This window comes from Ferrimonas sp. YFM, from assembly GCF_030296015.1.
GTDB lineage: Bacteria > Pseudomonadota > Gammaproteobacteria > Enterobacterales > Shewanellaceae > Ferrimonas.
Genome location: NZ_AP027368.1, coordinates 1,021,322 through 1,045,548, shown reverse-complemented (window position 1 = coordinate 1,045,548; position 24,227 = coordinate 1,021,322). Strand labels below are relative to the sequence as shown.

The window sequence follows — 24,227 nt, the reverse complement described above, 5'->3', positions numbered from 1 at the left end:
CCTTGTGAGCGCAACCTCAAGTCATGAGCTGGAGCTGAATACCACGGCTCCGCTTCCCCTGTTTGCCAACATCGATGGCCTGAAGTTCTTCGGCACCTTCCTGCTGGTATTGCTCGGCACCCTGCCGATGCTGCTCCATCCGGATGCGGCCAAGGCGCAGATCTTCGTGCTGTTTCGCTTTATCACCGAAGAGCTGGGCTGGCTCTACATCCTCGCCGGCGTCGGCTCTTTTCTATGGTGTCTGTGGCTGGCCTTCGGTCGCTACGGCCATCGCACCCTGGGAGACACCACCGAATATTCGGATTACAGCTGGGTGGCGATGCTGGTGTGTGCCGGGGTTGGCTCCGGCATCATGTACGGCAGCATGCTGGACTGGGCCCACCTCTCCAATCTGGGGATCAACGGCACCGACCCTGTCACCACCGGCGCCAATGAGTGGGCCGCCGCCTACGCCATGTTTCACTGGGGGCCCATCGCCTGGGCCATGTACGCCACCCTGGCGGTGCCCATCGCCTACCATTTTCACGTCAAACGCACCCCGGTGCTGAACATCTCCCAGTGTTGCCGGCCGATCCTCGGTGACCGGGTCAACGGCCTGGCGGGCAAGACCATCGACATCCTGTTTATGATCGGCCTGATCGGCGGTGCCGCCACCTCCCTGGGCCTGGGCGCACCGGTGATCGCCGCCGCCGTCAGTGACCTGCTGGGGATCGCCAACACCACCCGCCTGGAGATCGCCGTGCTGTTCTTCGTCACCTCGGTGTTTGGCTGCAGTGCCTTCTTCGGCATCAAGAAGGGGCTGAGGACCATGTCGGACATCAACGTGGTGCTCTCCATCCTGCTGCTGGCGTTCGTGCTGCTGGCCGGCCCCTCGGTGTTCACCCTGGAGATGGGGATCAGTACCCTGGGGCGGGTACTGACCAACTTCATCTCCATGTCCACCAATATGGATCCCATAGGCGACAGCGGCGTGACCACGGGCTGGACGGTATTCTACTGGGCCTGGTGGGCCTCCTTTGCCCCCTTCATGTCGATGTTCATCGCCAAGATCTCCCGGGGGCGTACCGTCAAGGCCACCATACTGGTGACCCTGCTGGCCGCCTCCTGCGGCTGTGCCGCCTTCTACATCATCTTCGGCAACTTCACCCTGCACCTTCAGGTGACCGGTCAGTTGGATGTGGCCAGCCTGGTGCAGCAGTACAAAGGGGGCGAGGTGATCATGATGGTGGCCAAATTCCTGCCTGCCCATCAGCTGTTTGAAGCAGTATTTGCCTTCGTCTGCTGTATCTTCCTGGCCACCACCTATGATGCGGTCAGCTATGCCCTGTCGGCCACCACCACCGCCAAGCTCACCCCTGAGCAGGAACCGGCGCGCTGGAACCGCCTGTTCTGGGCCTGTGTCCTGAGCCTGCTGCCCCTGGGGATCATGGTGCTCGACGGCCCCCTGGAGGTGCTGCAAACCGCCACCATAGTCTCCGGTCTGCCGGTCCTTGGGGTCATCGCCCTGGGGATATTCTCCTTTATCCGCGAGTTAAGGGCCCATGGCTGGCAGCGAGGCAGCAGGAACAAAGCCGCCCTTTAGCCTCAGTTTCCCCCCTTGGTGGCGCTTATGACTGGATTCCCGCAGCCCAGCCAGTATCATAGGCGCCATCCCAATACTGCCGGCCGCCCCTATCCGGCCCTGGGGCCATTGATGAGACGGCCCGGGCCCGGGCTGGCAAAGCTTGAATTGATACAGGAAACCTCATGGCACAGTTTATCTACTCCATGCTCAGGGTTGGCAAGGTGGTACCACCTAAGCGCCACATCCTGAAAGATATCTCCCTCTCCTTCTTCCCCGGCGCCAAAATTGGTGTTCTGGGTCTGAACGGCGCAGGTAAGTCCACCCTGCTGCGCATCATGGCCGGCGTAGACACCGAATTCGAAGGTGAAGCCCGTCCCATGCCTGGCATCAATGTGGGCTACCTGCCCCAGGAGCCGCAGATGGACATGGAAAAAACCGTCCGTGAAGTGGTTGAGGAAGCGGTGGCCGACGTGAAAGGTGCCCTGACCCGCCTGGATGAGGTGTACGCCGCCTACGCCGATGAGAATGCCGACTTCGACGCCCTGGCCAAGGAGCAGGGTGAGCTGGAAGCGATCATCGCCGCCAAAGATGGCCACGCCCTGGACAACGCCCTGGAGCGCGCCGCCGACGCCATGCGCCTGCCTGAGTGGGACGCCAAGGTGAAGGTACTCTCCGGTGGTGAGCGTCGCCGTGTGGCCCTGGCCCGTCTGCTGCTGGAAAAGCCGGACATGCTGCTGCTGGATGAACCCACCAACCACCTGGACGCCGAGTCCGTGGCCTGGCTGGAGCGCTTCCTGGAAGAGTACCCAGGTACCGTGGTCGCCATTACCCACGACCGTTACTTCCTGGACAATGCCGCTGGCTGGATCCTGGAACTGGACCGTGGTGAGGGCATCCCCTGGGAGGGCAACTACTCCTCCTGGCTGGAGCAGAAGGAAGCCCGTCTGGAGCAGGAAGCTGCCCAGGAGAAGGCCCGGATGAAGTCGATCCAGAAAGAGCTGGAGTGGGTTCGCCAGAACCCCAAAGGTCGTCAGGCCAAGAGCAAGGCGCGTATGGCCCGCTTCGAGGAGCTGAGCAGCACCGACTACCAGCGCCGTAACGAAACCAACGAGCTGTTCATTCCGCCGGGCGAGCGCCTGGGTGACAAGGTACTGGAGGTGAGCAACCTGACCAAGTCCTACGACGGCCGGGTGCTGATCAACGACCTCTCCTTCTCCGTGCCCAAGGGGGCCATCGTCGGCATCATCGGTGCCAACGGTGCCGGTAAGTCCACGCTGTTCCGCATGCTCTCCGGCAAGGAGCAACCGGACAGCGGCACCATCGACCTGGGCGACACCGTCAAGCTGGCGTCCGTGGATCAGTTCCGTGACGACATGGACGACAGCAAGACTGTGTTCCAGGAAGTCTCCGGCGGTCAGGATATCCTGAAGATCGGCAACTTCGAAATCCCATCCCGCGCCTACGTGTCCCGCTTCAACTTCAAGGGCACCGACCAGCAGAAGCGTGTTGGCGAACTGTCCGGTGGTGAGCGTGGCCGTCTGCACCTGGCCAAGCTGCTGCAGGCCGGCGGCAACATGCTGCTGCTCGATGAGCCCACCAACGACCTGGACGTAGAGACCCTGCGTGCCCTGGAGAACGCCCTGCTGGAGTTCCCGGGCTGCGCCATGGTGATCTCCCACGACCGCTGGTTCCTGGACCGCATCGCCACCCACATCCTGGACTACCGCGACGAAGGCCAGGTGAACTTCTTCGAAGGCAACTACAGCGAATACCGCGACTGGATGAAGAAAACCCACGGCGCCGATGCCCTGGAACCTCACCGCATCAAGTACAAGCGCATCGACTGATGCCACTGCGGCGCCCGGTTCCCGGGCGCCCTTCTCCCCCCTTCAACCTTGAACTCTCTCAACTTTTCATCGCTTCGCCAGTGTTAAGCTTGCCGCTTCAGGCGAGATGGGACGCTTTACTTACTCAGAACAGGCCATACCTTTTCCCAGGCCCCTTGGGTAAGATGAGCACAACCCGGCCTCCCGGAAACGGATGCAAGACACGATTTTGGTGAAGGATCTATGAACTACCGATTGACCCACGAGCAGGAACAATTTGTCCGCAGCGTACGCGCCCTGATGGAGCGGGAGGACTGGGAAAGCTATTTCGCCCAGTGTGACAGTGACTGCGTCTACCCGGAACGCTTCGTCCACGAACTGGCGAAGATGGGCATCGACAGCCTGCTGCTCCCGGAAGAGTACGATGGCTTCGACGCCGGCATGCTGACCCTGACAGTGATCTGGGAGGAGCTGGGGCGTCTGGGCGCACCGACCTATGTGCTCTACCAGCTGGCCGGTTACGGCACCCTGCTGAAAGAGGGCAGCGAGGAGCAGATCAACAAGATCCTGGCCCTGCGCGGCACAGGCCAGCAGATGTGGAACTCCGCCATCACCGAACCCGGTGCCGGCTCCGATGTGCGCAGCCTACAATCCACCTACAAGCGCAAGAAAGGCAAGAAGGGCAAGATCTACCTCAACGGCACCAAGTGCTACATCACCTCCGCCGCCGGTTGCCCCTACCTGGTGGTGATGGCCAGGGACGCCGATGCGGTGGTGCCCATCTTCTCCGAGTTCTTCGTCGACATGTCCAAGCCGGGCATCGAAGTGAGCGAGCTGCCCAAGCTGGGCCTGAAGATGGACAGCTGCTGCGAGGTCAGCTTCACCGATGTGGAACTGGATGAGAGCGACCTGTTCGGCACCGAAGGCAACGGCTTCGAACGGGTGAAGGAGGAGTTCAACCTGGAGCGCTTCCTCATCGCCTGCACCAACTACGGCAGCGCCTATTGCGCCTTCGAAGACGCCGCCCGCTACGCCAACTCCAGGGTTCAGTTTGGCCAGCCCATCGCCCGCACCCAGCTGATTCAGGACAAGTTCGCCCAGATGGCGATCCACCTGAACAACATGAAGAACATGCTCTATCAGACCGCCTGGAAGGCGGACAATGGCCTGATGACCTCCGGCGACGCCGCCATGTGCAAGCTCTACTGCGCCAAGGCCGCCTTCGAGGTGGTGGATGAAGCGATGCAGGTGTTCGGCGGCTCCGCCATCACCGGCGAGCATCGCATCGCCCGCTTCTGGCGCGACCTGAGGGTAGACCGGGTCTCCGGCGGCTCAGAGGAGATGCAGCGCCTCACCCTGGGACGGGCGGTACTGGCGGAGTACGCCGAAGAGTAAGGGGGCACCGACAATGCCACCTGGGTCACTGTCGGTGACTGATGTTCGGCACTATACTGAAATCAAACAGGTTTGGAGCAGTAACGGATGGAAGAACGCAGACACTTTACCCGGGTACAGTTCATGGGTCCCGCCCTGCTATGGCAGGGGGAACACCAGTGCTCCACCAAGGTACTGGATCTCAGCCTGCACGGCATCCTGCTGGCCCGGCCCGAGGGGTTGACGGTCACTCCGGGGGAGACCCTGACCATTCATATCCCTCTGGGAGAGCAGGCCAGCATCGAGATGAGTGCCGAAGTGATGAGGGTCAACCGCCTCTCCCTGGGGCTGGTGTGGCACAACATCGAGGTGGAGAGCCTGATTCACCTTAGGCGCCTGGTGGAACTGCACAGCCCCACCAGCATCGACAAAGAGCTGGAGGAGCTGTGGCAAGAGCTCTAGCGCAGACGGAAGCTAGATGGCCTCCAGGGCCTGAGCCAACTTGGTGACACCGATCACCTCCATCCCCTCCACAGGCTGACGGGGCACATTGCCCTTAGGCACAATGGCGCGGGTAAAGCCGTGCTTGGCCGCCTCATTGAGGCGCTCGCCACCGTTGGGCACCGGCCGGATCTCCCCGGACAACCCCACCTCGCCAAACACCACCAGATCCCTGGGCAGCGCCTGATCCCGGAAGCTGGACACCATGGCCAGCAGCAGGCTGAGATCGGCGCCGGTCTCGGTGACCTTGACCCCGCCCACCACGTTGGCAAACACATCCTGATCGGACATCTGCAGGCCACCATGGCGGTGCAGCACCGCCAGCAGCATCGCCAGCCGGTTCTGCTCCAGACCCACGGCGATGCGCCTGGGGTTCCCCAGCTGACTGTGATCCACCAGGGCCTGCAACTCCACCAGCAGGGGACGGGTCCCCTCCCAGATCACCAGCACCACAGACCCGGGAGATTGCTCTTCGCCGCGGGAGAGGAAAATAGCGGAGGGATTGGCCACCTCCTTGAGCCCCTGCCCGGTCATGGCAAACACCCCCAGCTCATTAACCGCACCGAAGCGGTTCTTGTGGCTGCGCAGGGTACGGAAACGGGAATCGCCGTCGCCGTCCAGCAGCACCGAGCAGTCGATGCAGTGCTCCAGCACCTTGGGCCCGGCCAGGGAGCCGTCTTTGGTGACGTGCCCCACCAGGAACATGGCCACGTTGTTCTGCTTGGCGAAGCGGGTCAGGTAGGCGGCGCTTTCCCGCACCTGGGCCACGCTGCCCGGGGCGGACTGCACATCCGCCATATGCATCACCTGGATGGAGTCGATCACCATGATGGAGGGCTTCTCCTTATCGGCGATGTGGCAGATCTGCTCCACCGAGGTCTCCGACAGCATCTTCAACTTGTCCGTGGGCAGCCCCAGCCGGTTGGCGCGCATCGCCACCTGCTGCAGGGACTCCTCACCGGTCACATACAGGGTATTCATGGACTGGGACAGTCGGCACATGGTCTGCAGCAGCAGGGTGGACTTACCGGCCCCTGGGTTACCGCCAATGAGAATGGCGGAGCCGGGTACGATGCCACCGCCCAGCACCCGGTCCAGCTCACTGAAACCACTGGAGAACCGTGGCAACTCCTGCAGATCAATCTCGTTGAGCAACTGGACACCACTGTTGGTGGCATCACCGGCATAGCCGCTGAAACGATCGCTGCGCCCCTTGGGTGCGGCCCCAAGGCGCACCTCGGTCAGGGTGTTCCAGGCACCACAGGCGTTACACTGCCCCTGCCACCTGGGGTGGTCGGCGCCACAATCGTTACACACATACGCAGACTTGGATTTGGCCATACTTTTCGCCCATGCTCATCGGAGGAGCCACAAAAAATGAGACTCCAATCATTCACTTGAGCCTGGGATTATATACGTCATCCCCGCCACGGGTTACACTCTTGGGGATAAAAAATTGAACAGCGTTCCCATGGAAGAGCACCACGACCTCATAAATCAGCTGATTCCTCTGTTGCAGGACAGCAGCTTCGACAATCTGCTGGATCAGGCCACCACCCATCTGAGCAATTCGGATCGCTTCCTGATCCGCATGGAGCTCAGGCGCCTGAATCAGGACTGCCTGCGTCGCATCGACCTCAGTGGCACCGAGGCGGTCACCGAGTGCGACATTGCCGGCCTGACCCACAGACTCACCGAGGAAGCCAAGCAGTTTCTCGAGCAGCAGCTGGAGCTCTACGAGGGACGCTACACCGTCGGCGCCTATGAAGCGCTGATGACCTATCTCAAAGGGGAACCTGAGCAGGAACAGCAGGAGAGCGACGCGCCCAAGGAGCCCGCCCCCTTCCGCATGGACCTGCTGCCCATGGGGCACTACATCCGCCGCCGGGAAACCCGCCATACCTTCTCCTCCGCCATCACCCTGTGGCAACCTGAGGGGGCGCCTGTGTCCGGCCGTACCCAGGACCTGTCCATTCGCGGTGCCCGAATCAAGACGGAGCGCAAATGGCACCTGAACCCGGATCTGCCGATCTTCATCAGCTTCACCGAGCTGGCTTCTGAGTTTGTTGCTCCTGAGCTCAAGCATGGCGTCAGCTACCGGCTGGTGGAAGCCCTGCCGACGGACGACCATCAGAGCCTGAGGCTGGTGCGCAACGACAGCGAGTCGGATCTGGACCAGACCCTGGAGCGGATTCTCAGCGTCAGCCGCCTGCGCACCCGCCCCGAACTCAATCACCTGCTGCGCACCGCCAAGAGCCGCGGCTATGAGCGCCAATACCTGCCTCAGCTGAGTTCGGTGCCCCTGGCCATGTCCATCAAGCAGGGCAAGCTGCGCCCCTCTCTGGTGCTGCAGACCAAGGCCAACCTGGCCCACCTGGATTACTGGATGGATGAACGGGGTCACAGCCAGATTGGCTCCGCCCTCACCGAAGAGCGCCTGGCCCGGGTACTGAAGCAGCCCGGCGAAGTGGCGCACCAACTGCTGTTCAGCTTTGTTCACCTGCACGAGGGCCACAGGCTGTTCTTCTCCGCCACCTTGTGGGAACTGAACAAGCTGGAGATGGCCGCCTGTTTCTTTAAGCACGGCAGTCACAAGCAGGGCTTTAAGCTGCACCGCATCCGGCTCCATGCCATCAGCGACCGTGACAAGGAGTGGGCCTGCCACTCACCGGTCAATGGCCGCGCCGCCGACTCCCTGGTGCAGCAGCAGCTGCGCGCCCTGTCGCTGCTGATCAACCTGGAGAGCACCTTCCTTGGCCAGGAGAGTGGCTTTGGCGGTTACGAATCCGAATGCCACATCAACCAGCTGCGCCGATTTGGCCAGAAGCGGGTCTCTGACCTGGATCCCAGCCCACTGGCCTGCGATCACCAGGAGCTGCGCCGCGAGCCCAGGTTCTCGCTGCACACCAAGGTGGTGATCAGCCACGGCCGCCGCGATCTCATCGCCCAGTCCGTGGATGTCTCCCCCCGGGGACTGAGACTGATGCTCACCGAAAACGCCGAGCTGGAACCCAGAGAGATGGTCAAGGTGGCGTTTCCCGAGCTGCAGCCCATGGCGGGCAAGCTCAAGCTTAAGGCCCTGCCCTACGAGCTGGTGCGTTGTCAGAAGGACAAACGCACCCTGCACCTGAAGGCCTCAGAGGATGAGCCTCATGCGGGCGTGGTGTTCCTCTCCCACCTGCTGAGCCAGAACCGCAGCAAGATCACCCAGGTGGGCTCCAAGTTGCAGCACCGCCAGTTGCTGGAGGGGATGAAGAACCTGATCCTGAAGCGGCTCTACTCCCTGCCCTTCTTTGTGCACAAGAGAAAAACACACCTGGAAGCCAACCTGGCCGGCAGCAGCCTGTTGCCCAGCGCCACCTTCCAGGCCCTGACCGACCCGCAAGGGCTGAGTCTGGCAGCGATTCTGGACAATGCCGTGGTCAAGGAGCACCTGGAGGGGATCGGCAAGGGTCAGGAGCAGCACAAGGAGTGGCACAGCACCCTTCTGCTTCACTGGCCACCGGAGCGGGAGCTGCGTAAGAGCTGGACCCTGTCGGAGATCGGTGACAGTCACAATATCCACAGCAAACTGATGGAGCTGGGGGCCAAAGGCCACCTCAAGGTGGTGAGCCTCAAGCTCAGCCGGGCTCAGAAACCGGACCTGGACTATCTGCAGGGGGAGTTGGCCGCCATCAGCACCCACGCCCTGCATCGGGCCAAGGAGCTGGAGGAGATGTTGTGGCAGGTGGTGGTGGTGGGTGAACTCAAGGAGATCACCCCTGAGACCCTGCTGGAGTATCAGCTCGCCACTGGGGAGACTGCAGCCAGCTGAGTACATCGGGGTACAGCTCATGGGCTGCATCCCGGTGCGTCAGTATGCCCGCGTGGTCGTAGTCACGGCGCCACCCCTGACGGCGACCCAGCACCTGATAGCGCGCCATGCCATCCAGACCACACTCCTGCATCAGATCTTTGACATCCCTGGGGTTGCCCAGGGCCTTGTCGCCAGCCCCGGCCAGAAACCAGGTGGCGGGCCATCGCCCCTGAGCCACCAGCTCCCTGGCCGCTTCACCATAATCAAAGCCATCCATCTCATCCAGCCAGTGGGCGTCGGAGATCCAGGGCAGAGAATCCATCAAGAAGCGGGTGGACTGGTCATCCATCCCTACCCGCCAGCGCTGCAGGGGCAGATAACCCAATTTCTGCCCCAGCCAGGGAAACAGTCGCTTCCAGGCCAGCTCAATCTTGAGCAACCGCTCGGAGCTCCAGCTGCGCACCGTGCGCTTGGAGGCAAACAGGGTCAGGGTGGGGATCTGTGCCAACAGGGAGGGATAGCGGGCCAGGGCGGCGATCATCAGCACGCCCCCCCAGGAGTGGCCCACCCAATGGACGGGCTGGTGATGTCGCTCCAGCAACAGCTTGTGCACCAGGGGCAGCTGCTCGTGGATCACTTCATACTGGCCATGCTCTTCACGATGCGCCAGGGGAGGATGGGATTGCCCGTGACCGTAACAGTCGAGCACATAGACCTGGTAGCCCTGATCCGCCAGATAGCACCCCAGGCCGCGGCCGCCGCTGCTGTAGAACACCCGGCCATTGCTCATGGCGCCATGCACCATCAATACGACGCCTTTGGGCGACTCTTTCGGGATCAATACCCGCAGATGCAGCTGGCCGCTGCGATAATCGATAAACTCCGATCCCTGGCTGTGTGTCATGGCCAATCCAAACCTCCTACTCCTTGGAGGCTTGATTAGACCCTGTTTTGTGATCTAGATCAATAGCACTAATGTGGCGTCCAGACCCAGGGTGGCCAGGTGGGCATCCGCCTGTGCCGCCACCGCCGGCTTGGCCCGAAAGCCCACCCCCAGCGCCGCCCGGTTCATCATCGGCAGGTCATTGGCCCCATCCCCCATGGCCACCCACTGGCACTGGGGAATGCCATACTTCTCCCCCAACTGAGCCAGGATCGCCGCCTTCACCTCGGCACCGACAATCTCACCACAGACCTGGCCGGTCAGCAGCCCGCCGGCCTCCTCAAGATCGTTGGCCTGAAAGTGATCCAATCCCAGCTGAGCTGCCAGAACCGAGGCGATGCGGTTGAAGCCGCCCGAGGCCAGGGCCACCTTCCAGCCCGCCTGTTTCAGCCCAAGAACCAGGGCTTCCAGGCCAGGGTTGAGCGGCAGGTTGGCGGCGATCTCATCCAGCACTGAGGCTGGGATGCCGTCCAACTTGGCCACCCGCTGGCGCAGGCTCTCCTCGAAACCCAGTTCACCGCGCATCGCCGCTTCGGTCACCTGGCTGACTTCATCATACACGCCCCCTGCCCGGGCGATCTCATCGATGCACTCTATGTCGATGGCGGTAGAGTCCATATCCATCAACAACAGCCCTGGAGTATCCAGCCTGGGCCGCTCGGCACACAAGCTAAAACGCTCGGCGCCTTGTGGCAGAGGCAAGGCGGCCTCCCCCAGCCAACTGACCCAGTAGTGGGCGCCCCTGTGGCCGGTTGACACCACCAGCCCCTGTTGCCGGGCGTCACCGGCCAGCCGCTCGGCGTCGGCCGCGTCGGTGAGGACAATCCGGGTCTCCTGGACGGTAAGAGGCTGAGAACTCATGGCTTACTCCTTGAAAAGCGACAGGTTGTCTGTTCATTGCGCAGATTAATCGCTAGGATCACAAAAGGATGAAGAGGCTGCAAGGACAACGGCTTGACCCATAACGGCGAGACAACCAACCATAACTACGGACGACTGACCCTCAGGCTGATGCAGGTGGTCGCCTCCGTGGGCCTGCTCAGCGCCATCTTGCTGATGTGGCAACACCAGGTGACCCAGCGCAGCCAGCTACTCTACGACAAGGCCGATGAGCAGGCGGAACAGATCGTTCAGTTTGCCGCCATCGCCGCTGCCCCGGCCCTGGCCGAGGAGAAGGATGATCAGCTGCAGTGGCTGGTGGACAGCCTGGTGGCAGACAGCCGTATCCTCTCCGCCACCCTGTTCAGCGCCGATGGCCAGAAGCTGTTCCAGGCTCAGAGCCTGTTTCCTGAATCCCAGTTGCCGGAAGAGCAGGTCCTCGACGCCGCCCTGGACAGGTTCGATCCCTTTGTGGCCGATGTGATCCTGGAGGAGCAGTCTCTGGGTTACCTGCGCATTCGCGCCAATACCCATCTGTTTTTCATCGAACAACGCCGCCTGGAGCGCACCCTGATTCGGCAGCAGCCGCTGATGATGCTGATGGCAGGCCTGGGGGGGGCCCTGCTGACTCTGGCCCTCTCCACCCGTCGCCTGGACATCCATCGCCGCCGGGAACAGCTGAAGGCCGCCAAAATGGCCGAATCGGAGGGATCCGAGCAGAGCGCCCGGGAAGAAGAAAGCCCCCCTTCCAGGGAGAAATAAGCGCCAGAAACACAAAAGGCGGGCCACAAGGCCCGCCTTTGTCATCTGAAACTTCGGCTTACAGCAGAGAGTCCAGAGTCATCACGATCATGTCGTTGAAGGTGGTCTGACGCTCTTCAGAGGTGGTCGCTTCACCGGTACGGATGTGATCGGAAACGGTCACTACGCACAGGGCGTTGGCGCCGTACTCGGCAGCAACACCGTACAGGCCGGCAGCTTCCATCTCTACGCCCAGAACGTTCATCTTCTCCATGATGTCGAACATCTCTGGATCCGGAGTGTAGAACAGGTCGGCAGAGTAGATGTTACCGATCTTAACGGCGATGTTGGACGCTTCGGCAGACTTCACGACGTTGGACAGCAGGCCGTAGTCGGCGATGGCGGCGAAATCGTAACCCTTGAAACGGGTGCGGTTAACGCCGGAATCGGTGCAGGCACCCATGCCGATGATCACGTCACGTACTTTCACGTCGGTGCTTACGGCACCGCAGCTGCCTACGCGGATGATGTTCTTCACACCGTACTCGGTGATCAGCTCTTTGGCGTAGATGGAGCAGGATGGGATGCCCATGCCGGAACCCATTACGGACACTTTCTTGCCCTTGTAGGTACCGGTGAAGCCCAGCATGTTACGTACGTCGGTAACCTGCTCAACGTCTTCCAGGAAGGTTTCCGCGATGTACTTGGCGCGCAGAGGATCGCCAGGGAACAGAACGGTTTCGGCGAAGGCGCCGGCTGGTGCATTAATGTGTGGAGTTGCCATTATTATTGACCCCTATTTCATTTCATCAGTTAATTCAGGAAGGACTTGCCGTAGTCCATAGCGTCCAGCTTAAAGTAGCTGGCAATGGACTGACCGATATCAGCAAAGGACTCACGGTGCCCCAGAGAGCCCGCAGTCACAGGTTTGCCATAGGCCAGTACGGGAACATGCTCACGGGTGTGATCGGTACCTGACCAGGTAGGATCACAGCCGTGGTCCGCAGTCACCAGCACGACGTCACCGTCGCTGAGCTTCTCGAGAAGCTCTGGCAGCCGCTTATCAAAGTATTCCAGTGCATTAGCATAGCCGTTTACGTCACGGCGGTGGCCATAAGAGGAATCGAAATCTACGAAGTTTGTGAACACGATGGTGTTATCACCGGCTTCATCGACCTGCTCCAGGGTGCGATCCCACAGCGCTTCCAGACCACTGCCCTTCACCTTCTTGGTGATGCCGCAGTTGGCGTAGATGTCGGCGATCTTACCCACGGAAACCACTTCACCACCAGCGGCCTTGAGTTTGTCCAGCACGGTAGGCGCTGGTGGCTCAACGGCGTAGTCGGCACGGTTGCCGGTACGGGCAAAATCAGCGGCGCCGCTGCCAACGAATGGACGGGCAATCACACGACCAATGTTGTAGGGCTCCAGCTCCTCACGAGCAATTTTACACAGCTCGTACAGGCGCTCCAGACCGAAGCTCTCCTCGTGACAGGCGATCTGGAAGACGCTGTCCGCAGAGGTGTAGAAGATGGGCTGACCGGAGCGCATGTGCTCCTCACCCAGCTGCTCCAGGATGGCGGTACCGGACGCATGACAGTTACCCAGGAATCCATCCAGACCGGCACGCTCAAGGATGCGGTCGGTCAGCTCCTTGGGAAAGCTGTTCTGCTTGTCGGTGAAGTAACCCCAGTCATACAGGACAGGCACACCGGCCATCTCCCAGTGACCGCTGGGGGTATCCTTGCCGGAAGAAAGCTCGGAGGCGTAACCGTACGCACCGGTCACTTCGATGTCGGCATCCATACCCGCAGGCACCTGACCAGTGCTCTCCTGGGCCGCCTTGACCAGACCAAACTTGGCCAGGTTGGGCAGCTTCAGGGGGCCACTGCGGCCCACTTCGGCGCGGCCTTCGGCACACTCTTTGGCAATGTGGCCAAAGGTATCGGAACCGACGTCACCGAACTTGTCGGCGTCGCCTGCGGCACCGATGCCGAAGGAGTCCATCATCAGGATAAATACGCGTTTCATTCAATTACTCCTTAGCGACCGCGGATGGTCTCATACACATCCGGAGTGGCTTCATAGGCATCGCCCAGGCTGATCGCCTGACGCAGCGCCGCCTCAGCTTCCTGGAACTGCGCCTCGTTACGGGCGTGAACCATGGCAATCGGCGTGGCACTGTCGACAGTCTCACCCAGGGAGATGATGTTGGTCATGCCCACGGCGTAGTCGATGCCGTCGGTAGGCAGGCGACGACCGCCACCCAGGCCAACCACGGCCATGCCCATGGCGCGAGTGTCCATGGCAGTCACGATGCCGCTATCTTCAGCATATACGGGACGGATGATCTCCGCCTGTGGCATGTAGATATCCATCTTGGAGATGAAATCAGTTGGACCACCCAGGCCGGACACCATCTTGGCAAAGACCTCGGCGGCCTTGCCGCTGTCCAGCGCATGTTGCAGCTTGGCGCGAGCGTCGGTGGTGTCTGCAGCCAGCTTGCCCAGAACCAGCAGTTCTGCGGACAGAGACATGGTCACTTCGTGCAGACGGGGGTTGCGATATTCGCCAGTCAGGTAGCGAACCGCTTCACGCACTTCCACGGCATTACCGGCGCTGGACGCCAGGGTCTGGTTCATGTCGGTCAGCAGCGCAGAGGTGCGAACACCGGCGCCGTTGGCCACATCCACGATGCTCTGAGCCAGATCTTTGGACGCGTCATAGGTAGGCATGAAGGCACCACTGCCGACTTTCACGTCCATCACCAGGGCTTCCAGGCCGCAAGCCAGCTTCTTGGACAGAATGGACGCGGTAATGGCAGCAATGGACTCAACGGTGGCGGTCACATCGCGGATGGAGTAGAAGCGCTTGTCCGCAGGGGCCAGGTCACCAGTTTGGCCGATGATAGCCACGCCCGCTTCCTTCACTACCTTGCCGAACACTTCGTTGGTCGGGGTGATGTTGTAGCCGGGAATCGCTTCCAGCTTGTCCAGAGTGCCACCGGTGTGGCCCAGGCCACGGCCGGAAATCATCGGCACATAGCCGCCACAGGCAGCAATCATGGGGCCCATCATCAGGGAAACAACATCACCCACACCACCGGTGGAGTGCTTGTCGATAACAGGACCGTCAAAGTTATGGGCATCCCAGTTCAGCACCATGCCGGAATCACGCATCGCCTTAGTCAGGGAGATACGCTCATCCATGGGCATGTCATTGAAGTAGATCGCCATGGCGAATGCCGCAATCTGACCTTCACTGACGTTGCCGTTGGTAATGCCTTCAACGAAGAACCGGATCTCCTGCTCGGACAGGGGCTCTCCATTACGCTTCTTGCGGATTATCTCTTGCGGTAGAAACATCCTATGCCTCCGATATGGGTTGCTCCTGCGACGGGAGCAACACCTTATAATTTTGAAACGGACTCGGAACTAATGTGTCGTAAATTTACTAGCGCTGACCCAATTTTAGTCAAGGTCAGCACCAGTTCCGGCGATCCGGATCACAAATATCAATCTGGGTGTAGATTAATAACCTTTGCTTTCTGCTGGAGCGTCAGCCAGTTCCAGAGTGTGCAGCAGGCTGTTCAACAGACTGGAAGCACCGAAGCGGAAGGTGCGGGGGGAAACCCAGTCTTTACCCAGGAGTTCGGCAGCCAGATCCAGGTACTCACCGGCCTGTTCCGCGTTGCGAACGCCGCCAGCAGGCTTGAAGCCGATGGCAGGGTTCTTCTCGGCGATCACGGTCATCATGATGCGAGCGGCTTCCAGGGTGGCGTTTACCGGAACCTTACCGGTGGAGGTCTTGATGAAGTCGGCTCCGGCGTCGATGGAGATTTCGGACGCCTTACGGATCAGGGCGTCATCTTTCAGTTCACCGGACTCGATGATCACCTTCAGCAGTACGTCGCCGCAGGCTTCTTTACAGGCTTTAACCAGGTCGAAACCCACCTGCTCATTGCCGGCCATCAGGGCGCGGTAAGGGAATACTACGTCAACTTCGTCGGCACCATAGGCAACCGCAGCCTTGGTCTCAGCAACGGCGATGTCGATGTCGTCGTTACCGTGTGGGAAGTTGGTTACTGTGGCGATCTGTACCTGCTCGGCACCGATCTCACGCAGAGTCTTGCGGGCAATAGGAATAAAGCGAGGGTAGATGCAGATGGCCGCAGTGTTGCCAGCAGCAGTCTTGGCGTTGTGGCACAGGTCAATCACCTTCTGATCGGTGTCGTCGTCATTCAGGGTGGTCAGGTCCATCAATTGAATGGCGCGCTGTGCAATCGCTTTGATATCACTCATGGTGAGTCTCCAGTCTAAATTTAAACTAAAAGCAGTATAGAAAAAGAATGGTCACTCGCACGTGGCACGAATTCTAATAAAACCTATTAACGGCAGGCACTGAACCCGGACGGGTTCAAGGCTGGAGGTCACCTACGCTCACATGCGTGACGCGAGATAAATTCCTTGGAGAGTTCCCGAAGCACCTCACTGGCACTCCAGTGCGAACACTCAGTTTTGTACAATGAACAAACTATGCAGCATCATGGCAGTAGAAACGCGAGATTACAACCGCTCAGAGCCGATTTTGTTGAATTATTACTGACAATATTCTGGCCATGATTCGTTACAGCCTGATTGGCTTTCACAGGGGGCCGGAAGCAGGAAAAACAAAGCCCCGGGGCCTGAGCGCCGGGGCTTATCAGTCAGCTTACTAGATTAGATCTTGTAAGTGATTGCGAAGTAGTGGCCCCAACCAGTGGCATCACCAACTACACCGCCATCTTTCAGGCCGTATACGTCTTTGAAGCCTTTCAGACCGTAACCAACGGAGTAACGGTCAGAGTGCCAGTACAGACCGAAGAAGGCAGCGCCACCTTTGTCAGTTTTCAGCTGGTTCTCAGTACCGGCGCCGAAGGATACTTCGTCGATGCCCCACTGGTAATCAACGTAGCCCTGGAAGGACAGGAAGGAACCGTTCTCGAAGAACTTGAAGGGCTTGAACCAGTTCATGGAGAACTGATAGCCGTCCCACTTGCTCTCGTTGGCGTCGTACAGGCCGTACAGGTTCATGCCGGTTTTGCCCAGCCAAGGAACCATTACGTCAGCACCCACACCCCAGAAGGTGTTATACAGGCCATTACCGCTGCCGATTTTGCCGTCAACGTTGAACAGAGTGGAGATGTACATTTCCTGCACAGGACCGAAAGACAGGTCTTTACCGGTCATGGCATCCAGGGAGAAACGAGGAGCCAGTTTCAGGAACATCTTGCTGGAGTTGGAGTTAGAGTTCATGTCCTGACCTTCGTTGTTGGTCAGGTTGAACACGTCCAGGTAACCGTACAGGTCAACAATACCGGAACGACCGCCGAATTCCATTTCCAGGTAGTCGTGACCTGTGTGAGAACCATCAGCTTGAGGCAGCTGGTTCAGAGCGTACATCAGGTTGAACTGCATCCACTTGTAGTCGTTCTTGTGGATATCGCCGTCAGAGTAGTCAGCAGCGAAAGCGTTCAGAGAGAGGGCAGTCAGAGCTGCACCGGCCAACATCTTTTTCATCATCAACCCCTGTATATATACAGATTATTAAAATTTGGTTTTCCAACATCCTTGGAGCAAGCGCATTCTATCTAACGCACTCACAGGAACAATCGGTTGTTCCCGGTTTCCAATAAAAAGAAAGTGAAAATGTGCAGGATCGTGATCCAGCTAACATTTTCACCCGCTTTTGATAGACTTTTTGTCATACTGGCGTAACAGAACCACCGCCGTCACATTATTTCTCAATACGTCACTTTATTACACGAAGAGCACCAACCAGCTCAATTGTTAACCAAAATATGATCTAACAACATAGAGCTCTCGATCATAGTGTAAGTTTGCTACAAATGAAGAATATTCGCGCGAAATATGAGGAGGATTCGAGCAGGCGCCGCGCCTTGAAAATTTAATACCAAAGAGCAGCCAAATTTTGACCACCTCAGCCCCTCCCTCAGCCATAGATCTCGACTCACTCGCACACCTGTAAAATAATAACCACTCTCACACCAATAATTCCTGCGTGACCTGAATCACGGTCACCCCCTGCCACTCCCACTTTAGAGACGATGGCAAGGCAGGTGAAAGAGTGCTGTTTGCGATCTGGATCACCTGCTCAAACTGGACCAACCAGCGTCACCCACCAACAGTTCTGATTAATGAATTACGCCGAGTCAACGCCCATCATATTTACCATCCGCTGGCAAGCCCCAAGGGCATTTGTTGATGAAAGAACTGTCAACCCGGATTTAAGAGACGAGCAAGAAAAACTCAAGAAGGAATAAAGGTGTTGAAGCCAGTGGCGGTGCAGCCTGTGTTCGAATGACTCGCTATCACAAGCGACTCGGAAACCCGGTTTATTATCGGTCGCCAAATATATCGCCGGGGTAAAGAGAGGCAGGTATATCTCTCTCCTCCACGAAGGAGAGTGACAGTCTGAGGCAGGATAAGAGCGTCATAACCAGTAGCACTCCATTCACCAGGGGCAAACCGCCCTTCTCTGCGCTGAGTCTGGTCCTGACAGCAGTCAATTAAAGGACGAAAGCTTTCCCCGGCCGGCGGTACAGGGCTCCCGATGAGCCTGGCTACAACGTCAATCCACTGCAGCCAGCCTTTGTTTCAGGAGAGCCTCTCAGCACTGCCGGAACAACAGCAGGGCCAGGCAGAGTGATTCACACAAAGGGTGAGCCGTCCTGAGGGGGGGCACAAGCACTTAGGCGGAACCAAAGAACCGTAAACTTTTTTGCCGAATACAAAAAAGGCCGAACCCTAAGGTTCGGCCTCTCTACACTCTAGAGTGCGATGCGATTACAGAGCCAGGAACAGGCCTGCCAGAGTCGCACTCATCAGGTTGGACAGGGAGCCAGCCAGTACCGCACGTACACCCAGGCGAGCCAGGTCGTGACGACGGTTAGGAGCCATGGCGCCCAGACCACCCAGCAGAATGGCGATAGAGGACAGGTTGGCGAAGCCACACAGAGCGAAGGACAGGATAGCCTGAGTACGGTCAGTCATAACTGCGCCGTTGATCAGGGCCTCACCGCTCAGGTAGGGAGCCAGGTTGATGTAGGCAACGAATTCGTTAACAACAATCTTCTGACCAATGAAGGAACCGGCAACCAGAGCTTCTTCCCATGGAACACCAATCAGGAAGGCCAGAGGGGAGAACAGGTAGCCCAGCAGCAGCTCCAGGGTTACGCCTTCGTAACCGAACCACCCAGCAACACCACCGATGATGCCGTTGATCATGGCGATCAGACCGATGAAGGCCAGCAGCATGGCGCCTACGTTCAGAGCCAGTTGCATACCGGAAGATGCGCCAGCCGCGGCGGCATCCAGTACGTTGGCAGGCTTGTCTTCGGCTTCGCCGATGTCAGCCATGTCCTGCTTGGCAGCTTCGGTCTCTGGCACAATCAGCTTGGCCATCAGCAGACCACCTGGGGCCGCCATGAAGGAAGCAGCAATCAGGTACTCCAGCTTAACACCCAGACCGGCGTAACCAGCCAGTACGGAACCGGCTACAGACGCCAGACCACCGGTCATGATGGCGAACAGCTCGGACTGAGTCATGGTGGCGATGAAAGGACGAACCACCAGAGGTGCTTCGGTCTGACCCACGAAGATGTTGGCGGTAGCAGACATGGACTCAGGACGGGAAGTGCCCAGAGCCTTCTGCAGCGCGCCACCCAGGATGCGGATGATCCACTGCATAATGCCGAGGTAGTACAGAACCGCAATCAGGGAGGAGAAGAATACGATGATTGGCAGAACGTTGATGGCGAAGATAAAGCCAACTTTGAACTTGGCCAGATCGCCGAACAGGAAGCCGATCCCGTCGTTGGCGTAACTAATTACGCTGGAAACAGCCTCTGAGATATTGCCCAGTACGTCCTTACCGAAAGGAACATACAGAACGAACGCACCCAGAGCGGCCTGAATGGCCAACGCACCACCAACGGTGCGCAGGTTGATCGCCTTGCGATTTGTGGAACACAAAACGGCAATCAGTACTAGGGTTACCACCCCGACTAAGCTCATCAGAATACCCATGAACCCATCATCCTCTTGTTAAATTTTATAAATAGTGTCGTAAATCAACTTATCATCCGCACGGGATTATACTGTGACTCACAACAAAAATCGCCGATCAGATCGCATTTTTTGAGCACAAATCAGCCTGTCGCCATATTTATCTTACAAATCAGTAATTCGCATACAAAAATTGTTGCTCAAATTACAGTCAAACTCAGCTCAAAAGCTAAAAAGTCAAGTGTAGCAGCCTTTAAGAGGTTAGTTTGATGTTGAATTTACAACATGCGCCGGAACAGGCGGAGGTGATTTTGAGACAGAGCCTGGGTGAGCGACGCAATGGGTAAGTCTAGAAGCTGACTCAACTCCTGCAATACCAGGGCGCTTCGCTGGGGTTCGTTGCGCTGGCCCTGATAGCCGTTGAGGGGCATATCGGGAGAGTCCGTTTCCAGCAGCAGGCGCTCCAGAGAGGCACCGGCCACCGCGGCACGGGTTTTTGAGGCTCTGGGGTAAGTGATGACGCCCCCCACCCCGAGATAGAGACCTCGGCGCAGATACTCGGAGGCCACCTGGGGACTGCCACTGAATCCGTGTACCACCCCACCCGCCTTCAATGGCTCCTGATCCAACAGGGCCAGCAGATGATGATGCGCCTTCCTTATATGGAAGATCACCGGCAGGTCAAAACGGTTGGCCAATCGCATCTGCTGCAGACACAGCCGAATCTGCTCAGGCATGGCCAGAGATGAATTGACTCCGTCCAGGCCACACTCCCCTACCGCCACCAGCCTGGAGGGTAAGTGGCTCAGCAAACTCTCCAGCTCCTCGAGATGAGCGAAGCTCTCCTGGCTGGCAAAGCAGGGGTGGACGCCCAGGGCGAACCAGAGCTGAGTCTGGCTGCTGCACAGCTGAATGACCCGCTGCCAGTTTTCAGGTCCGATGGCGGGGACTATCGCCCCTTGAATCCCGAACATTCGGGCGCGCTCGAGCACCAGCTCCCTGTCCTGATCAAACTCGGCGAAATCCAGATGACAATGGCTGTCAATCAGCATCGGGGCGGGGGCTCTTTTCCGGGGAGGGCTCCTTGGTTCTGGGCACGCAGGAGCGTTTGTGCTCCGGACTGAGCCCATTGGCATCACACCAAGCGCAGTAGGCGCGCCACCAGCGCTTTATCCATCCCATGGCTCTCTCCTTGAAAAACGGTACATAAAGAAAAAGGGCAGCGATTGCTGCCCTTCATTATACGTGGCTTATTCTCCACGACCCAGCCTAGTGCTCCCGGGTCTTATGGAAAACGATGTCCGGGTAGCGTTCCATGGTCAGGTTCAGGTTCACCATGGTAGGCGCAATATAGGTGAGGTTATCTCCCCCATCCAGGGCCAGGTTGGTAGATGCCTTACGACGGAACTCATCCAGCTTACGGGGATCCTCACCGTTAACCCAGCGAGCGGTCGCCACACTGACCGCTTCATAAATGGCGTCCACCTTATACTCGGACTTCAGACGGGCCACCACCACATCAAACTGCAGCACACCGACGGCGCCCACAATCAGGTCGTTGTTGTCCAGGGGACGGAACACCTGCACCGCGCCCTCTTCGGAGAGCTGTACCAGGCCCTTGAGCAGCTGCTTCTGCTTCAGAGGATCCTTCAGACGAATGCGGCGGAACATCTCAGGAGCAAAGTTGGGGATGCCGGTAAACTTCATCTCCTCACCCTGGGTGAAGGTGTCGCCAATCTGGATGGTGCCGTGGTTGTGCAGACCGATGATGTCACCGGGATAGGCTTCATCGGCGTGGCTGCGATCACCGGCCAGGAAGGTCACCGCATCGGAGATCGCCACATCTTTACCGATGCGAACATGGCGCATCTTCATCCCCTTGCTGTATTTGCCGGAGCAGATGCGCATGAAGGCGATGCGGTCCCGGTGTTTGGGATCCATGTTGGCCTGAATCTTAAAGACGAAGCCGGAGAACTTCTCCTCGTCGGCGGTCACGTCACGGGCGTCGGTGGCGCGAGGCTGAGGGGCAGGCGCCCAGGCAGTCAGGCCATCGAGCATGTGGTCCACACCGAAGTTACCCAAGGCGGTACCGAAGTAGACCGGAGTCAGCTCACCGGTGAGGAACATCTCCTGATCAAACTCGTTGGAGGCGCCCAGCACCAGCTCCAGCTCCTCACGCAGTACTTCCGCCAGCTCGGCGCCAATCTTGTCATCCAGTTCGGGGTTATCCAGGCCCTTGACGATATCCACATCCTGAATGGTGTGGCCCTGGCCGCTCTGATAGAGAATCGCCTCGTTGCGGTGGATGTGGTACACCCCTTTGAACTCCTTACCACAGCCGATGGGCCAGGTAATGGGCGCACACATGATGTTCAGCTCGGTTTCCACTTCATCCATCAGCTCCATGGGGTCACGGATGTCGCGGTCCAGCTTGTTCATAAAGGTAACGATGGGAGTATCGCGCAGTCGGGTCACCTCCATCAGTTTACGGGTCCGGTCCTCTACACCCTTTGCGGCGTCGATCACCATCAGACAGGAGTCCACCGCCGTCAGGGTTCGGTAGGTGTCTTCGGAGAAGTCTTCGTGACCCGGGGTGTCCAGCAGGTTCACCAGAGAGTCGCCATAGGGGAACTGCATCACAGAGGTGGTCACCGAGATGCCACGCTCCTTCTCCATCTCCATCCAGTCAGACTTGGCGTGCTGGCCTGAGCCGCGCCCCTTTACGGTACCCGCCTTCTGGATCAGGTTTCCGTACAGCATCACTTTTTCGGTGATGGTGGTCTTACCCGCATCGGGGTGAGAGATGATTGCGAAGGTGCGCCTCTTGGCCACTTCCTGCTGGTGCGTAGACATAACAACCCATGGATGAACAAACAAAGGCCGGCATTATATCAATCCCGTCAGGCCTTGGCGACGGCATAAAACTTGTCATTGCAATTAGCGCAGTAACACTCTGGAACCCTGCTAAATTACCGCTAGTAGCTATACCTGATTCAGAGTGCAGCTTTCTGGTGTCCACCAATAAGCCAAAGAAAAAGGAGGGCCCTGCCCTCCTTTGTTGTCCTTTAGCGTTCCCGCAGCGCGTTGGCCCGGGCCCGGTTGATGGGCTTCAGCAGATAATCGAGCACCGACTTTTTACCGGTAAGGATGTCCACCGAGGTCATCATCCCGGTGATGATGGGTAGAGGATTGGCTTCCGGGCCCAGGTAGGCCCTATCGGTTTCCACCCGCACCAGATAGAAGCTGCGGCCCTCTTCATCGATGACCGTATCCGGGCTGACGTGCACTACCTTGCCGTGCAGGCCGCCATAGATGGCAAAGTCATAGGCGGTGAGTTTGACCACTGCATCCAGACCGGTACGGATGAAGGCGATATCTTCCGGCTTGATGCGCGCTTCCACCAGCAGGTTGCCCTCAAGCGGCACGATCTCCACCAGATTCATCCCCGGCTGAACCACCCCGCCCAGGGTACTGACGTTGATGGTCTGAATGATGCCGTGCATGGGCGAGACCACCAGGGTGCGGTTGAGCTTGTCCTCAAATCCAACCCGGCTCTCCTCCATCTGATTCAGCTCCGACTCACTGGTGCTCAGCTCACTCAGGGCGTCGGAGCGGGCCTTGGCCACCATCTCATACTGCTTCTGAATCAGCTCGGCGGTCTCCTTCTCCACCATGGGGATAGACAGTCGAATCGCTTCCCGCTCGCCGTTGAGATCGTTCAGGCTGCGCTGGTCCTGAAGAAACTCAATCTGGGACACCACCCCTTCAATCACCAGTGGCCGCTTAAGCTCGATCTCCTCTTCCGCCAGTTCATAGGAGATCTTCAGGCTGGCACCCTTGTTCTTAAGGGCAATCAACTCATCCCGCTTCTGGCCAATCTGACCAGAGAACACATCCAGTCCAGCTTCCAGATTGTTGATCTTGCCCTCCAGCACCTCCCGCTCGCGGGCCACCAGCAGATTCAGCTCCTTGGGCAAGCCATTGAGGTACACGGAACTGACCTGCAGGTTGGGGGCGCGGAACTGATCGGACTCGTGCATCAGCCTGAGAATGGAGGCCTCATCCTTCAAACGGGCGACGATTACCCGCAAGTTATCATAGGCCTGCTCATTCTCCCTGAAGGTCGCCTTGAACTGGGTGTCGTCCAAGCGAAGCAGGGGCTGACCGGCTTCCACCTGATCCCCCTCCTTCACCAGAATCGACTCGACAATGCCCCCTTCCAGGTTCTGTACCACCTGAAGTTGCTTGGAAGGGATCACCTTACCCATGCCCACCGCCACTTCATCGAGCTCGGCAAAATTGGCCCACACCAGGGCGACCACCACAAACAGGGCGATGCCCCACAGCAGCAAACGCGCCCCCTTGGGCGAGGATTCGAGCACCACCGCCATTCTGTCGGAGGTGAATTGCAGGTCCGATTCCGGGACATTATTGCCCCGGGCCGGGCTGGCTGGCTCAGTGGCAGCCTGATGACTGGGCTGCTGTTGTGACTCTGAAGAGTGCGTGTCTTGATGTTCCATAGCTGCTCCTGCCACTC

At 58.7% G+C, this 24,227-nt stretch carries 19 protein-coding genes; 6 read left to right on the top strand and 13 right to left on the bottom strand.

Features of this window, described 5'->3' with window-relative positions; all coding sequences use genetic code 11:
- Positions 1 to 4: 4 nt before the first annotated feature.
- The 4 genes from QUE41_RS04865 (at position 5) to QUE41_RS04850 (ending at position 5,226) form a co-directional block, all read left to right on the top strand.
- Positions 5 to 1,582, top strand: coding sequence for a BCCT family transporter (locus tag QUE41_RS04865; RefSeq protein ID WP_286341803.1), 1,578 nt, complete (start codon positions 5 to 7; stop codon positions 1,580 to 1,582).
- A gap of 164 nt (positions 1,583 to 1,746) precedes the next feature.
- A complete protein-coding gene (gene ettA, locus QUE41_RS04860) occupies positions 1,747 to 3,411 on the top strand; it encodes an energy-dependent translational throttle protein EttA (protein WP_286341802.1) in 1,665 nt (554 codons plus the stop codon).
- Between the two features lie 222 nt (positions 3,412 to 3,633).
- Positions 3,634 to 4,785: a crotonobetainyl-CoA dehydrogenase gene (gene caiA, locus QUE41_RS04855; RefSeq protein ID WP_286341801.1), complete on the top strand. Its 1,152-nt coding sequence runs from the start codon at positions 3,634 to 3,636 to the stop codon at positions 4,783 to 4,785.
- 87 nt (positions 4,786 to 4,872) lie between these two features.
- Entirely contained in the window at positions 4,873 to 5,226 is a 354-nt protein-coding gene (locus tag QUE41_RS04850; RefSeq protein ID WP_286341800.1) for a PilZ domain-containing protein, read from the top strand.
- A 12-nt stretch (positions 5,227 to 5,238) separates the two neighbouring features.
- On the opposite strand, the gene radA is transcribed toward QUE41_RS04850, so the two are convergent.
- Positions 5,239 to 6,606, bottom strand: a complete 1,368-nt coding sequence (gene radA, locus QUE41_RS04845) for a DNA repair protein RadA (RefSeq protein ID WP_286341799.1) — start codon at positions 6,604 to 6,606, stop codon at positions 5,239 to 5,241.
- 115 nt (positions 6,607 to 6,721) lie between these two features.
- Between radA and QUE41_RS04840 the strand changes: the two genes are divergently transcribed.
- A complete protein-coding gene (locus tag QUE41_RS04840) occupies positions 6,722 to 9,079 on the top strand; it encodes a PilZ domain-containing protein (protein WP_286341798.1) in 2,358 nt (785 codons plus the stop codon).
- On the opposite strand, the gene QUE41_RS04835 is transcribed toward QUE41_RS04840, so the two are convergent.
- Together QUE41_RS04835 and serB are read right to left on the bottom strand one after the other, a co-directional pair.
- Complete coding sequence (locus QUE41_RS04835) at positions 9,021 to 9,965, bottom strand: alpha/beta fold hydrolase (RefSeq protein ID WP_286342908.1); 945 nt, start codon at positions 9,963 to 9,965, stop codon at positions 9,021 to 9,023. The genes QUE41_RS04840 and QUE41_RS04835 overlap by 59 nt on opposite strands.
- 54 nt (positions 9,966 to 10,019) lie before the next feature.
- Complete coding sequence (serB, locus tag QUE41_RS04830) at positions 10,020 to 10,865, bottom strand: phosphoserine phosphatase SerB (protein WP_286341797.1); 846 nt, start codon at positions 10,863 to 10,865, stop codon at positions 10,020 to 10,022.
- Between the two features lie 93 nt (positions 10,866 to 10,958).
- On the opposite strand from serB, the gene QUE41_RS04825 reads away from it, so the two are divergent.
- Positions 10,959 to 11,645, top strand: coding sequence for an AhpA/YtjB family protein (locus QUE41_RS04825; RefSeq protein WP_286341796.1), 687 nt, complete (start codon positions 10,959 to 10,961; stop codon positions 11,643 to 11,645).
- A 58-nt stretch (positions 11,646 to 11,703) separates the two neighbouring features.
- Here the strand turns inward: QUE41_RS04825 and deoD are convergent, their stop codons facing one another.
- The 10 genes from deoD to QUE41_RS04775 all read right to left on the bottom strand — a co-directional run bounded on the left by deoD (position 11,704) and on the right by QUE41_RS04775 (position 24,210).
- On the bottom strand, positions 11,704 to 12,408 hold the full coding sequence (deoD, locus tag QUE41_RS04820; RefSeq protein WP_028109859.1) for a purine-nucleoside phosphorylase: 705 nt from the start codon (positions 12,406 to 12,408) through the stop codon (positions 11,704 to 11,706).
- A 29-nt stretch (positions 12,409 to 12,437) separates the two neighbouring features.
- Positions 12,438 to 13,655 carry a phosphopentomutase gene (locus QUE41_RS04815; RefSeq protein WP_286341795.1) on the bottom strand — a complete coding sequence of 406 codons (1,218 nt, stop codon included), beginning with the start codon at positions 13,653 to 13,655 and terminating at the stop codon, positions 12,438 to 12,440.
- 11 nt (positions 13,656 to 13,666) lie between these two features.
- A complete protein-coding gene (gene deoA / locus QUE41_RS04810; RefSeq protein ID WP_286341794.1) occupies positions 13,667 to 14,989 on the bottom strand; it encodes a thymidine phosphorylase in 1,323 nt (440 codons plus the stop codon).
- Between the two features lie 165 nt (positions 14,990 to 15,154).
- Positions 15,155 to 15,925 (bottom strand): deoxyribose-phosphate aldolase, encoded by a 771-nt coding sequence (gene deoC / locus QUE41_RS04805; protein WP_286341793.1) that lies wholly within the window; start codon positions 15,923 to 15,925, stop codon positions 15,155 to 15,157.
- A gap of 417 nt (positions 15,926 to 16,342) precedes the next feature.
- Positions 16,343 to 17,185 (bottom strand): nucleoside-specific channel-forming Tsx family protein, encoded by an 843-nt coding sequence (locus QUE41_RS04800; protein WP_502875945.1) that lies wholly within the window; start codon positions 17,183 to 17,185, stop codon positions 16,343 to 16,345.
- Between the two features lie 1,284 nt (positions 17,186 to 18,469).
- Positions 18,470 to 19,711: a NupC/NupG family nucleoside CNT transporter gene (locus tag QUE41_RS04795; RefSeq protein ID WP_286341791.1), complete on the bottom strand. Its 1,242-nt coding sequence runs from the start codon at positions 19,709 to 19,711 to the stop codon at positions 18,470 to 18,472.
- 257 nt (positions 19,712 to 19,968) lie between these two features.
- A complete protein-coding gene (locus tag QUE41_RS04790; protein ID WP_286341790.1) occupies positions 19,969 to 20,742 on the bottom strand; it encodes a TatD family hydrolase in 774 nt (257 codons plus the stop codon).
- Entirely contained in the window at positions 20,732 to 20,872 is a 141-nt protein-coding gene (locus QUE41_RS04785; protein WP_286341789.1) for a DUF5363 family protein, read from the bottom strand. The genes QUE41_RS04790 and QUE41_RS04785 overlap by 11 nt, the downstream gene beginning before the upstream one ends.
- Positions 20,873 to 20,959: 87 nt before the next feature.
- On the bottom strand, positions 20,960 to 22,543 hold the full coding sequence (prfC, locus tag QUE41_RS04780; RefSeq protein ID WP_286341788.1) for a peptide chain release factor 3: 1,584 nt from the start codon (positions 22,541 to 22,543) through the stop codon (positions 20,960 to 20,962).
- A gap of 212 nt (positions 22,544 to 22,755) precedes the next feature.
- Complete coding sequence (locus QUE41_RS04775; RefSeq protein ID WP_286341787.1) at positions 22,756 to 24,210, bottom strand: HlyD family type I secretion periplasmic adaptor subunit; 1,455 nt, start codon at positions 24,208 to 24,210, stop codon at positions 22,756 to 22,758.
- Positions 24,211 to 24,227 lie beyond the last annotated feature (17 nt).